Source organism: Martinezella paranaensis (genome assembly GCF_014200235.1).
Taxonomy (GTDB): Bacteria; Pseudomonadota; Alphaproteobacteria; order Rhizobiales; family Rhizobiaceae; genus Rhizobium; species Rhizobium paranaense.
The window spans coordinates 279,533-292,035 of record NZ_JACHBI010000001.1; the positions used below are offsets into that span (position 1 = coordinate 279,533).

Here is a 12,503-nt window from a genome sequence, read left to right on the forward strand (position 1 = left end):
GCTGGAACCTGCCAGCGCCTGTTATGGTAAACGAAGATTAATCCATGCTGTGGATTGTGAAAACACATTCATCAATTGGGCGACGAAAGCCATTGTTGCGGGCAACTTCCGCCATATTCAAAGCGTTACTTGTGACCAATCAAATCAGCACCAATAATGAAATCAAAAGGGTCCTCCGATGCGCTTCTTTGTTGCGACGCTCCTGGCCACGGCAAGCCTCCTCGCCCCCGTCGCCGGCTTTGCCGAAAGCGCCGACGTCGAGGCCACGATCAAAAAGGTCGACGAGAAGAATTCCAGCATCACGCTGGACGACGGCAAGAATTATCAGGCGCCCCAGGATTTCGATTTCACTGGTCTGAAGGCAGGCGTGAAGGTTGTCGTCTTCTATACCGAGGTCGACGGCAAGCGCGTCATCAACGATCTCGATATCGTCAACTGATTGTCGATTGCGGGCTTGCCCGCTGCCGAACATTTTCAGGAGTTGCAGGGCCTCAATTCGTCATTTGGCACGACACAAATAAGTTGTGCCCAAATGAGTTGTAGGCTGGCGCCCATCAAGACAGTACCGCGGTTAGAGTCTATTTTCGCCCTTGCCAAAATGTCCAAGGAGGCGACTTGATGGGACGGGAAGTGAGACGGGTTCCGGCGAACTGGGAGCATCCCCGATATACAATCGAAGATGCGCCCGATGAGCCTTGGATCGGCACCATACGCTGTTTGCTCGCGGACTACCCAGGGGCGGTTGCAAGATGGGACGAGCGCGCCGAAAAATGGCCGCTTGTCGAAGACCTTCGAAATGGCGGTTGGAAACCTTATGAGGGCGAAAAGAAATCTTTCGCCGACTATGCTGGCCCACGCCCCGATCCGAAAAACTTCATGCCGGTCTGGCCGGCCAACGAATGCACGCATCTCATGATGTATGAGACGACGACGGAGGGGTCGCCGATCTCCCCTTCCTTCGCCACACCTGAGAAGTTGGCGCGTTGGCTCACCGACAACGAAGCTTCGGCCTTTGGGGATCGGACAGCGGACTATGAATTCTGGCTGCGCTTGGCGGGAGGGGCGACATCGGTTGCGGTGATAGCCAACGGGACGCTGACATCGCACGCCATCACCACTGCTGATATCGACGATCCCAAATAGGTTCGAACCAAAGACCTATTCCAGCCAGCCGATAGTCTTCCAGCTCAGATCGACCTTCAGGATGCGGTCCTGCGGGATTTCCGCTTCAGCGGCATCCTCTTTCGAGACATCGGCGATCAGCCGGAACATGGAGCGGATGACGCCGCCATGGGTGACGCAGACGGTCGGCCGATCGACCGAAGTCAGCCAGGAGCCGACGCGCCAGGAGAGGATTTCGTAGCTCTCTGCATCATCGCCGGGCGGGATGAAATCCCACTTGCCGGCGTTGCGCTCGGCGAGGCGATCGGCCTCGGTCGCCTTCAATTCCTTAAGGGTGAAACCTTCCCAAGCGCCGAAGGAGACTTCGACCAGCCGCTCGTCGGTGCGATAGTCCTTGGGCGGCAGGCCCATGGCTTCGCGCGCGATCTCCATGGTCTCGCGGGTGCGCCTGAGCGGGCTTGCGACAAAGTCGAACGGCTGGTTTTCGAAAGCGAGGATTTCAGCAAGCTCGACGCCATTCTGCCGCGCCTGCGCGCGGCCGATAGCGTTTAGATCGATATCCTTCTGCCCCTGCAGCCGGCGCTCGGCATTCCAGTCCGTCTGACCGTGGCGTATCACATAGAGAGGCGGCACGGTCAGGCTTCCTGTTGATCAATCCTTGACGACGGCGATATCAGGCGCATCCACGGCCTTCATGCCGATGGCATGATAACCCGAATCGACATGGTGCACTTCGCCGGTGACAGCCGTGGAAAGATCGGAGAGCAGATAAAGCGCGGAGTTGCCGACTTCGTCGATCGAAACCGTGCGCTTCAGCGGCGCGTTATATTCATTCCATTTCAGGATGTAGCGGAAGTCGCCGATGCCGGCGGCGGCGAGCGTCTTGATCGGGCCGGCGGAAATGGCGTTGACGCGAATGCCGCGGCCGCCGAGATCGACGGAGAGGTAGCGGACACTCGCTTCGAGAGCAGCCTTGGCAACGCCCATGACGTTGTAGTTCGGCATGACCTTCTCTGCACCGTAATAGGTCAGCGTGATGATCGAGCCGCCGTCGTTCATGATGCGCTCGGCGCGCTGGGCGACGGCGATCAGCGAATAAACGGAGATGTCCATCGTGCGCGCGAAATTATCGCGGCTGGTGTCGACATAACGTCCGGTCAGCTCATCCTTGTCGGAGAAGGCAATGGCGTGGACGACGAAATCGATCTTGCCCCATTTCGCTTCCAGCGTGTCGATGACGGCATCGATCGTTGCCAGTTCCGTAACGTCGCAATGGCCGGCCATGAAGGCGCCGAGCTCCTGGGCGAGCGGCTCGACGCGCTTCTTCAAAGCGTCGCCCTGCCACGTCAACGCGATTTCGGCACCGGCTTCGGAACAGGCCTTGGCAATACCCCACGCTATGGAACGGTTGTTTGCAACGCCGAGGATGACGCCGCGCTTGCCTGCCATGAGGCCAGTGGCTTGAGCCATATTCTGCTCCCTTGAACTTTCGAATGATCCTGCCTATGGCATAGGCCGATCCCCTGTTCAAGCATTGGAAAGATCATCAACTGTTAGGGATCGTAACAAAGGGTGCGGTTGTCACTGAAATTTCACAAAAAAAGCCCCTCGCGCATGCTGCGCATCAAATCGGTAACTTTGTCGTCCGGTTTTTCCCACAGCATTAAGCGCAATTCAACCACGAGATTGCCTTTTCCGCCGTGCCCGTCCGGCAGTCCCTGATCGGAGATTCGGATGACCTGATCCGAACCGGACCAGGGCGGGACTGTAAGCTTGACCGGACCGTTCAATCCCTCGACCATTGTCTCATAACCGAGCACAGCATTTTCGATGGTTACGGGAAGTGTCGTATGGACGTCGAGGCCATTGAGGGTAAAGCGGCTGTCGGTGGAAAGATGGATGGTGATCGCCACATCGCCGCGCTGCATGCCCTGCAATTTCAGCCCCTGGCCCTTCAGATGCACGACCTGGCCGTTGCTGATATCCGTCGTTGCCTGAAAGCGCGCTTCCCGTCCGTCGGAAAGCGGTACGGTGATCCAGTTTCCCTTCAGCATGTCTTCGAGGGTGACAGTCGCTTCGGCAGCGATCTCGGGCGTCTTTTCCGGCGCCTTATCCTGAGTGCTGCCGCCCGTAATGCGACGCACAAGCGAGCCGAGAATGCCGAAGCGCGAGCGGAAGACGGCCGGCCCGGTCCCCGTTGCAAGCTGCTCTTCCTCTGCAAAGGTCTCTTCGGTCTCGCCGCTGCTCTGTTCGCGCTGCTTCTCCGTCTCCGCGGCACTGGCGGCAGTCTCTGCCTGGTTCGGTGCGGCGCGGGCGGCCTTGGCGCCGAAAATGCGCTCGACCATATCCTCGGGTGACTCGCTTCCGGCGGCCTGTGGGTTGGCGGCCGCGGCAGCCTTCTGCGCCTTCTGGGCCTTGGCGCGGGCGAGTTCTTCCATAATCTTTTCGGCGTTGGCGCGTGCGGCCTTGGCGCGCTCCGCGGCTTCGCGGGCTGCCTGGCGCTGCTGCATGATGGTCTGCTCGGTGCTTTGGCCTTTCGCCTCGGCCATGCGCGCCACCTGATCGTAGCGGCTGCGCTTCTGCGGGTCCTTCAGCGTTTCATAGGCACGGCCGATCTCGGCAAAACGCTCCGTTGCCGTGGGATCGCCGATATTGTGATCGGGATGCACGGCCTTGGCCAGGCTGCGCCATGCCGTCTTGATTTCGTCCGCCCCGGCATCCCGCTTTACGCCAAGCACCTTGTAAGGATCGCGCATCATCATAACCACCGTTTTGAAGGGTGCCCGGCCTCGTTGTGGCGCCCCAAAAGAAAGAAAAACATATGGATCGCGCCGCCTCTTTCGCTCCCCGGAAGCAAGAAAGGTTGACGCGCATATGGTGTGATCCTGCGGGAGCAGTTGCTAATCAGTTGTTACGCCGGGCTGGCCGCACGGTTCGATCTACCGCAATGGTTAGCCGTTCACTAAACTTTGATGCGAAATATCGCCTGGGAAGCCACGCCCGGCCCAGCTAACGGCACGGTTTCCAGGCGGGATTTGCCTTGACAATAAGTATAGACAACTCATTTCATAGTGACGCGAGCATGCGACCAGCGGAAGGCCAGGGCATCCCATGCAGGAAATTTGGATCGACTATCTGAACGCCATCGATACCAGGGCGCTGGCGTTGACCAACGACGAAATTCTCGCTGCCGTCAGCAGGGCGCTCGACGCACAGGGACGTGGCGAAACGGTGATCGAACCGCGCGTGCACCTCGTGCCTGAAAGTTCGGACAAGGGCCATTTCAACGTGCTCCGCGGCTATGTGAAGCCGCTCGACTATGCCGGCGTCAAAGTGGTTGGCGATTTCGTCGATAACTACAAGCAGGGCCTTCCTTCTGAAATGGCGGTGCTCAACCTTTTCGATCCGCGCACCGGCATGCCGAAGGCGATCATCGACGCCACGGCGATCACCGATATGCGCACCGGCGCGGTCACGGCCATCGGCGCTCGCCATCTGGCTCGCAAGGACAGCAAGGTGCTCGGCCATATCGGCGCGCGCGGCACCGCCTATTGGAATGTCCGCCTGCTCGACCATCTCTTCGATTTCGAGGCAATCCGTATCCATTCCCGCCGGCCGGAAAGCCGCGACGCCTTCGCCGCCCGGCTGGAAAAGGATCTCGGCAAGAAGATCATCGTCACCGACAATTGGGAAGACTGCCTGAAGGACGCCGACATCATGGTCGAGGCCAGTCGTCTGCCGGAGCCGACGCCACTCTTCAAGACAGCCTGGGTCAAGAAGGGCGCCTTCGTCGTTCCCTATGGCACGATGAGCGTGTTGGAATTCGATCTGACCGACATCATGGACAAGGTTGTCGTCGACGATTGGGGCCAATGCGGCCCCGGCCGTCCCTATGGCGCATTGCGCCGGCATGTCGATGAGGGCAAGGTGACGGCGGAGACGCTGCATGCCGAAATCGGCCAGATCGTCTGCGGCGCACGGCCCGGCCGCGAGAGCGACGACGAGACCATTCTCTTCTGGCATCGCGGTCTCAGCACCACGGATGTTGCGCTGGGCGCGGCCATGGTCGACAAGGCGAAGCGGATGAATATCGGCCAGCGCCTGCGCTTCGCCTGAAAACGTTCGGTTTGAGAAATGGACAGACGGATGGGTGCCGACGCTAAGGTGATCTTCGATGCGTCCGGCGCGGATATCGATGCGATCTGCGCTATCGCCCGCGACAGCGCAGAGGTGACAATCGGTGCTGATGCGCTCGCCGGCATCGAAGCCGCCTATGCCTGTCTCGTCCGCCATGCCGGCGAGGGCAAGGCGATCTATGGGGTTAGCACCGGCTTGGGCGCGGCCGTCGATACGCGCCTCGATCCCACGAAGGATTCAGGGCAACACCGTATTCCACGCCCCCGCGCCGTCGGCGTCGGGCGCTTTGCCGAAGCGGACGAGGTCCGCGCCATGATGGCGGCGCGTTTGGCCCGTTTCTGCCGAGGCTATTCGGGGGGTTCGCCCGAGGTGGCGCAAGCGCTTGCCGGCATGCTCAATTGCGCCGTTCATCCGAAGGTGCCGATGACCGGTTCGATCGGCGAGGCGGATCTTCCGCCGCTTGCACATATTGCACTGGTATTGGTCGGGGAGGGGAAAGCCATTCTGCCGGGCGGCCGTGAGGTCTCCGGCGCTGAAGCATTGGCGGTCGCCGGGCTCGCACAGCCGCCCTTCGGTATTAAGGATGGATTGTCGCTGATCTCTTCCAACGCTGCTTCCGTTGGCCTTGCCTGCCTGCTGCTGCAGGACATCAGGCGTATTTTCGACGCGCATGTCGGTGCGGCAGCGCTGTCCTACGAAGGATTTCGCGCGAGCCTCGATCCGCTCGACCCGCTGGCGATACGCCTGCGGCCCGGCCCCGGACAAGGCGATGTCGCGGCGGCGGTTCGCTCGCTGCTCGAAGGGGGCGATCTGACGAAACAAGGGGCCGCGCGGCGCCTTCAGGATCCGCTCAGCCTTCGCTGCGTGCCATCGGTCTCCGGCACTGCCTTGCATGCGCTGAGAGCGGCGTGGTCGGCGACCGAACTCGAGCTGCACTCCAGTGACGACAACCCATCGGTTCTTGCCGATGAAGATGTCGTGCTGCCGACGGGCAATTTCGATCCGACCCACATGGTGCTGGCCTTCGACACGTTGGCGCTCGCGCTCGCCCGTCTTGCCGCCATGACAGCCGAGCGGATCATGAAGCTGCTGTCGCCGGGCTTTTCCGATCTGCCGCGTTTCCTCGCACCGGAAGGTGCTGGCGCCAACGGTTTTGGCGCATTGCAAAAGACCGTCGCGGCGCTGACGGCGGAGATCGGCCATCTGGCGATGCCCATGCCCTTTACGGTGACGCCGGTTGCCGATCGTGTGGAGGACTATGCGTCGCTTGCCATGTCGGTGATCGACAAGACCGGACGGCTGGTTGAGAAGCTACGATACCTCACCGCGATCGAACTGATCGTAGCCGCCCGCGCCATCGACCTGCGTGGTCCAATAAAGCTGGGCGACAGGGCCGAGACGCTATTTACCGTCATCCGCTCCATCGTGCCGCCGCTCGAGGTGGACCGTTCGCCCAGCAACGATATCTACGCGCTTGCCGATTGCATTGCGGCGGGCACGCTGATCGGCCCGCTTTTGACGATGAAATGAGAAAGAGAGACGGTTATCAGCCGTCCTGCTGGAAACTCAGCAATTGCCATTCGCCTTGGCCAACGAGGCAGGTCTTGCCGAAGAAGTTGGCGATGCCGTCATAGGAATGGCGAGTGGTGCGGAACTGGCGGCAGACCTGTCCCGAGGCGTTGTTTTCAACGATCGTGTCGATGACGCCGGCGCTACCCGTCGAGGCGTTCGCCCAAGGAACGGACCGTCCGTTCAACTTGTTGAGATCTGCCGAAGTCACCGCGTTACGCACCGTCGTCTCGTCGGAAACGCTGTCGGTTGTCACAGGAGCAGTCGGGATGGTGCCGGTTGAAACGCTCCGATCCACCTTCGTCGAACTCAGCATGTCCATGCCGCCGCCGACGCAGCCGCCAAGGGAGAGAATGGCAATCGCCATCGTCGCGCCTTTTGCAAGCTTGCGCTTTGTATGAACCGTCGACTTTGCTATGACTTCCACCCGAGTATCTTGGCCAGTGTTGGGGCTGGCGATTTTAGGAAATGCGGAGAATTTGAGCTAATATGTCGGAAAACGAGTTAACAAGCGGTGACTTCACCGAGCAGAACGAGCCCTTCGCGCTTTTCGCTTCCTGGCTGCGCGACGCTGAAGCCAATGAGCCGAATGATCCGAATGCGGTTGCCTTGGCAACGGTTGATAAGGATGGATTGCCAAATGTCCGCATGGTTCTTCTGAAAGGTTTCGATAGCCAGGGATTCGTATTCTATACAAATTTCGAGAGCCGGAAAGGCCAAGAAATTCTTTCCCAAAAGAAAGCGGCGATGTGCTTCCACTGGAAATCGCTGCGCCGGCAGGTCAGGCTGCGCGGTCTGGTTGAAGTCGTCAGCGACAAGGAAGCCGACGACTATTTCAAGACGCGTGCCCGCGGCAGCCGCATCGGCGCCTGGGCGTCGAAGCAGTCGCGCCCGCTCGAAGGCCGCTTTGCCCTGGAAAAGGCCGTCGCCGAATATACGGCCCGCTACGCCATCGGCGAAATTCCACGCCCTGCCTATTGGTCCGGCTTCCGCATCCGGCCGCTGTCGATCGAATTCTGGCACGATCGCCAGTTCCGCCTGCACGATCGCGTCGAGTTTCGCCGTGACGTGCCGGAGGGCGCCTGGGAAAAGGTGCGGATGTATCCGTAACGGATTATGCCGATGCCCAAAGCATGTCGCGCAAAAGTGCTCAGCGGTTTTGCGATAACGACATGCGCAAATTCAAGAATCTAAAGCGCAACAAGCGACTCTGAAAGATCGCGATGCGCTTTAGCGCCCCATCAGCCGCATGGGGATGCCGGAGGCAAGCGCCGAGGCATATCGGGCCTTCTGGTAGTGACCGTTCAACGACAGTCGTGGCAGATGGGTGAGGGCAGCGGCACTCGCCGTTCCGATCGTCCCAGGCCGGGTCGTAACGCCGACGGAAAAGCCGAGTTCCGCCGCTAGCCGGGCTTCGCGAGGAGAGACGGCATCGGCCGTGCCGTAGGGATAGGCGATCGCTGCTGGCCGCCCGCCGATGATGTCAGCGACATAATCCGCCGACAAAGCCATTTCCGCAGCCGCTTCCGCTTCCGGCAGACGAGCGAGCGCCCGGTGGCTGACCGTATGGGCGCCGAGCGAGGCAAGCGGGTGACGGACAAGCTGCTTCAATTCCTCCCGGTCCATGATCGCTGAGCGCACGAGATCGAGTGGCTCCAGGCCGTTCGTTCGGGCGAGCTCGTCGATCCGGCCAACGGCCTCCGTCTCATCATGGGCATGAACATAGGCGGCGAAGCGGGCAAAGACGGCTTGCCGCTGGCTGGCTTTGTCGAGGTCGAAGCTCTCCGGGCCTATCCCGAAATCGAAGGTCAGGCGATCCAACCGGCAGAGCAGGTCGGCCAGTGTTTCCCACCAAATACTATGTGTCCGCTCCGACAGGCCCTGTGTGACGAAGATTGTGAAGGGAATACCGTGCCGGGCAAAGACCGGCAGCGCATGATCGAGATTGTCGCGATTGCCGTCGTCGAGGGTGAAAACAGCAAAGGGTGGCTTGTTGCGATCACTTGCGATACGGTCCGGCAGCGCATCGAGGGCGATGAAATCATAACCATCCCGTTTCAGCCGGCTGATCGCGCGGTCAAGGAATTCTGGCGAAATTTCCAGATGCGCATTCGGTGCGAAGGTTCGGCACAAGGGAGGACGGACATGATGCAGGGTGAAAATGGCGCCTAGGCCGGCGACGTCGCGCATCAAGCCGAGGTTTTTCAGAATTGCGGCGGTTTCCAGCCCGCCGGAGATTACCGCGCGCTTGAGACGGATTCTGATGCCCTGTTCCATGGGATTTAACCGGTTGACGAATGACCATGCTGTAGCCCATCCGCCGTTAAGTCTTGCTGAATCTGCATCATCTTTTCAATACGTTAACCGTTATTTTACCAGCAAAGGCAAAATTGGGAATTCTGTCGAGGGTGTTGCCTCAATATCGCACCGAAATCAGGCTTTTGTCGCAAATGCGTACATTGGGTTGATGCGGTGTATCGGCATTTGTTTCAGTTGGGGACGAATATGAAAAAACTTTTGATGGCCCTTTCTGCGGCCGTCTTGCTGTTGAGCGCACCGGTGGCGAGCTTTGCGGGCAGCGCCTATTTCATTATGGATGCGAAATCCGGCAAGGTCTTGGCTTCCGATAATGCCGATGATCTCAACCATCCCGCATCGCTGACGAAGATGATGACGCTGTATCTGACCTTCGAGGCGATCCATCGCGGTAAGATCGGTTGGAACACAGAGGTTCCGGTCTCGCGCAACGCCTCCGGTAAGAGCCCGACCAAGCTCGGCCTGAAACCGGGCAGCACCATTACCGTCCGCGATGCCGTCAACGGCATGATCGTCAAGTCCGCCAACGATGCCGCCACTGCCATGGGCGAGGCGCTGGGCGGCAGCGAAAGCGGCTTTGCCCGCATGATGACGCAGAAGGCACGCGAAATCGGTATGCGCCGCACCGTATTCACCAATCCGTCGGGCTTGCCGAGCATGGAGCAGGTGACGACCGCGCGCGACATGTCCACGCTCGCCGTCGCGCTCATCAACAACTATCCGCAGGAATATCGGCTGTTTTCACAGTCGGGCTTTACCTATCGCGGCAGCCGAATTCGTGGTCATAACAATCTGATGTATCGCTACGAGGGCATGGACGGCATCAAGACCGGCTACACCAATGCCTCCGGTTTCAACATCGTCAGCGCCGTGCGCCAGGGTAACCGCCGCGTTATCGGCGTTGTGATGGGCGGAGCGACTGCCCGCGGCCGCGATGCCTTCATGGCTTCGCTTCTCAATCGCTATGTGCCGAAAGCGACCTCCGCCGAATCGTCGCGTCTCATGGCAAGCGTTGGCGGTGCAAAGCAGGTCGCTTCGGCGAAGGATGATGTTGATGTTGACGTCGATGCGCAAACCACGGCGACGACACGCAAACGGGCCGAGTTCACTCCCTCTTCAGCTCCACTCGCCTATGCTGCCACGACAAATGTGACCGTGCCGATGGATCGCCCGATGGCGATGGATGAAATCCAGAATGCCGGCAAGCCGGCGACCGGCGGTTGGCAGGTGCAGATTGCGGCTACTCCGACGGCGCAGGCGGCCAAGGACCTGCTGTCTGAAGCTCAATCCAAGGCGGGCGGCGCGCTTGCCAACGCTTCGCCCTATACCGAAGCCGTCGGCAAGGGCAGCAACACGGTCTATCGCGCCCGCTTTGTCGGCTTCGGCAGCCGCGATGACGCGAATTCCGCCTGTGCTGCACTGAAGCGCAAGGATTTCAATTGCATGCTGCTGCCGAACAAGGGCTGAGCGGAAATCAAGTTTTGAAACTATCAAGACGGCGGGGCCATAAACTCCGCCGTCTTGCTATTTCCGGCAGAATCGTTCACTTCTGTAAGGAACATACAGGGAACGATATTGATGTTGTCAGGTCTGATCCAGCAGTTCGAAAAGGCTTCCGCCACCTATGCCGCCGCCAATGGATTGGAGCGCGACGCCGACTGGTTTGTTCTGAAGCTGCAGGAAGAGATGGGCGAGCTCACCCAGATCTGGAACAAGACGACCGGTCGGGGAAGACGCAAGGGCATGACCGATGAGGAATTGGCGACCGCGCTCGCCGACGAGACGGCTGACGTGCTCGGCCATATCCTTCTCTTTGCCCACCGCAACGGTCTCGATCTCGCTGCAGCGGTAGAGCGGAAATGGCTGTTCCGGCCGGAAGAAGGCAACGCTACGTAGTCGGAACCGCTACGCCTTCGTCCCGCCGACTGTCACCTGATCCATCCTCAGATGCGGCTGGCCGACGCCGACGGGGACCCATTGGCCGCCCTTGCCGCAATTGCCGATGCCGGTGTCGAGTTTCATGTCGTTGCCGATCATGGAGACACGCTTCATCGCATCCGGGCCATTGCCGATCAGCATGGCGCCCTTGATCGGCGCGCCGACCTTGCCGTCTTCTATCAGGTAGGCTTCGGTGCAGCCGAAGACGAATTTGCCGGAGGTGATGTCCACCTGGCCGCCACCGAAGGAAACGGCATAGATGCCCTTCTTCACCGAGGCGATGATCTCTTCCGGCGTTTTGTCGCCGCCGAGCATATAAGTGTTGGTCATGCGCGGCATCGGCGTGTGGGCATAGCCTTGGCGGCGGCCGTTGCCGGTTGCCTTCATGCCCATCAGGCGGGCATTCTGCCGGTCCTGCATGTAGCCGACCAGCTTGCCATTTTCGATCAGCACATTGTAGGCCGAGGGCGTGCCTTCGTCGTCGACCGTGATCGAACCGCGGCGGTTTTCGATCGTCCCGTCATCGACGACGGTGACGCCGGGAGCGGCCACCATTTGGCCCAGAAGCCCGGCGAAAGCCGAGGTCTTCTTGCGGTTGAAATCGCCTTCCAGCCCGTGGCCGACAGCTTCGTGCAGCATGACGCCCGGCCAGCCGGAGCCGAGAACGACGTCCATCGTGCCGGCCGGCGCATCGATTGCCTCGAGATTGACCATTGCCTGGCGCAAAGCTTCGTCGGCACCGCGGCGCCAATTTTCCTGCGTGACGAAATCGCCGAAGCCGACGCGGCCGCCAGTGCCGAAGGAACCGGATTCCTGCCGGTCACCTTCGCCGACCATCACCGAGATATTGATGCGCGTCATCGGCCGGATATCGCGGACGCGGTGACCGTCGGCACGCAGGATATCGACCACCTGCCAGCTCGCAGCAATGGAAGCCGTTACCTGACGGACCTTGCTGTCCTTGTCGCGCAGATAGCTGTCGATCTCCTGCAGAAGCTTCGCCTTGTCCTCGAAGCTCGGGCTGCCGATCGGGTTCTCGTCGCTATAGAGCACCTTGTTGGTGCGCTGAGGCGCGGCGGCGTAGGAACCGGCATAGCCACTGGTGACGGCGCGCACCGCATCGGCGGCGCGCTTGAGAGCCGCTTCGGAGAGATCGCCCGCATGCGCATAGCCCACCGCTTCGCCGGCAACGGCGCGCAGGCCAAAACCCTGCTCGGTGTTGAAGCTGCCGCCCTTCATGCGTCCATTGTCGAAGGTCAGCGATTCCGCCTGGACATGCTCGACGAAAAGCTCGCCGTCGTCGGCGCCGGAAAGCGCATCGGCGACGATGCCGCGCAGCTTGGTTTCGTCGGTATCGAACAAGGTAAGGAGATCGGTATTCATGGATCAAGTGCTCCGTTCAGAGCCGATGTAGGTTTCGG

Annotated in this window: 13 protein-coding genes; 7 read left to right on the top strand and 6 right to left on the bottom strand. The window is 60.2% G+C overall.

The genetic code is table 11. The features are described 5' to 3' along the window. Positions 1 to 178 precede the first annotated feature (178 nt). Both GGD50_RS01310 and GGD50_RS01315 read left to right on the top strand, forming a co-directional pair. Complete coding sequence (locus tag GGD50_RS01310) at positions 179 to 439, top strand: DUF1344 domain-containing protein (RefSeq protein WP_107107223.1); 261 nt, start codon at positions 179 to 181, stop codon at positions 437 to 439. A gap of 179 nt (positions 440 to 618) precedes the next feature. Next, on the top strand, positions 619 to 1,143 hold the full coding sequence (locus GGD50_RS01315; RefSeq protein ID WP_107107224.1) for a hypothetical protein: 525 nt from the start codon (positions 619 to 621) through the stop codon (positions 1,141 to 1,143). 15 nt (positions 1,144 to 1,158) lie between these two features. Here GGD50_RS01315 and GGD50_RS01320 read toward each other — a convergent pair whose 3' ends face one another. The 3 genes from GGD50_RS01320 to GGD50_RS01330 all read right to left on the bottom strand — a co-directional run bounded on the left by GGD50_RS01320 (position 1,159) and on the right by GGD50_RS01330 (position 3,878). Beyond that, positions 1,159 to 1,755, bottom strand: a complete 597-nt coding sequence (locus GGD50_RS01320; RefSeq protein WP_107107225.1) for a histidine phosphatase family protein — start codon at positions 1,753 to 1,755, stop codon at positions 1,159 to 1,161. Positions 1,756 to 1,773: 18 nt separating this feature from the next. Continuing rightward, complete coding sequence (fabI, locus tag GGD50_RS01325) at positions 1,774 to 2,592, bottom strand: enoyl-ACP reductase FabI (protein ID WP_107107226.1); 819 nt, start codon at positions 2,590 to 2,592, stop codon at positions 1,774 to 1,776. A 122-nt stretch (positions 2,593 to 2,714) separates the two neighbouring features. Beyond that, on the bottom strand, positions 2,715 to 3,878 hold the full coding sequence (locus tag GGD50_RS01330) for a DnaJ domain-containing protein (RefSeq protein ID WP_107107258.1): 1,164 nt from the start codon (positions 3,876 to 3,878) through the stop codon (positions 2,715 to 2,717). Positions 3,879 to 4,233: 355 nt separating this feature from the next. Between GGD50_RS01330 and GGD50_RS01335 the strand changes: the two genes are divergently transcribed. Both GGD50_RS01335 and GGD50_RS01340 read left to right on the top strand, forming a co-directional pair. Then, the gene (locus GGD50_RS01335; protein WP_107107227.1) at positions 4,234 to 5,238 is read left to right on the top strand and encodes an ornithine cyclodeaminase family protein; all 1,005 of its coding nucleotides are present in this window, start codon (positions 4,234 to 4,236) and stop codon (positions 5,236 to 5,238) included. Positions 5,239 to 5,268: 30 nt separating this feature from the next. After that, complete coding sequence (locus GGD50_RS01340; protein WP_107107228.1) at positions 5,269 to 6,789, top strand: HAL/PAL/TAL family ammonia-lyase; 1,521 nt, start codon at positions 5,269 to 5,271, stop codon at positions 6,787 to 6,789. Positions 6,790 to 6,805: 16 nt separating this feature from the next. Here GGD50_RS01340 and GGD50_RS01345 read toward each other — a convergent pair whose 3' ends face one another. Beyond that, a complete protein-coding gene (locus GGD50_RS01345; protein ID WP_107107229.1) occupies positions 6,806 to 7,255 on the bottom strand; it encodes an RT0821/Lpp0805 family surface protein in 450 nt (149 codons plus the stop codon). Between the two features lie 62 nt (positions 7,256 to 7,317). Here GGD50_RS01345 and pdxH point away from each other — a divergent pair, with 62 nt between their 5' ends. Beyond that, complete coding sequence (gene pdxH, locus GGD50_RS01350; RefSeq protein ID WP_107107230.1) at positions 7,318 to 7,938, top strand: pyridoxamine 5'-phosphate oxidase; 621 nt, start codon at positions 7,318 to 7,320, stop codon at positions 7,936 to 7,938. 120 nt (positions 7,939 to 8,058) lie between these two features. On the opposite strand, the gene GGD50_RS01355 is transcribed toward pdxH, so the two are convergent. Beyond that, positions 8,059 to 9,105, bottom strand: a complete 1,047-nt coding sequence (locus GGD50_RS01355; protein ID WP_107107231.1) for a polysaccharide deacetylase family protein — start codon at positions 9,103 to 9,105, stop codon at positions 8,059 to 8,061. Between the two features lie 228 nt (positions 9,106 to 9,333). On the opposite strand from GGD50_RS01355, the gene GGD50_RS01360 reads away from it, so the two are divergent. Both GGD50_RS01360 and GGD50_RS01365 read left to right on the top strand, forming a co-directional pair. Further along, a complete protein-coding gene (locus GGD50_RS01360) occupies positions 9,334 to 10,611 on the top strand; it encodes a D-alanyl-D-alanine carboxypeptidase family protein (RefSeq protein ID WP_183937591.1) in 1,278 nt (425 codons plus the stop codon). 111 nt (positions 10,612 to 10,722) lie between these two features. Next, positions 10,723 to 11,040: a nucleoside triphosphate pyrophosphohydrolase family protein gene (locus tag GGD50_RS01365; RefSeq protein WP_107107343.1), complete on the top strand. Its 318-nt coding sequence runs from the start codon at positions 10,723 to 10,725 to the stop codon at positions 11,038 to 11,040. 9 nt (positions 11,041 to 11,049) lie between these two features. Here the strand turns inward: GGD50_RS01365 and tldD are convergent, their stop codons facing one another. Then, positions 11,050 to 12,465: a metalloprotease TldD gene (gene tldD / locus GGD50_RS01370; RefSeq protein WP_107107344.1), complete on the bottom strand. Its 1,416-nt coding sequence runs from the start codon at positions 12,463 to 12,465 to the stop codon at positions 11,050 to 11,052. Positions 12,466 to 12,503: the final 38 nt, after the last annotated feature.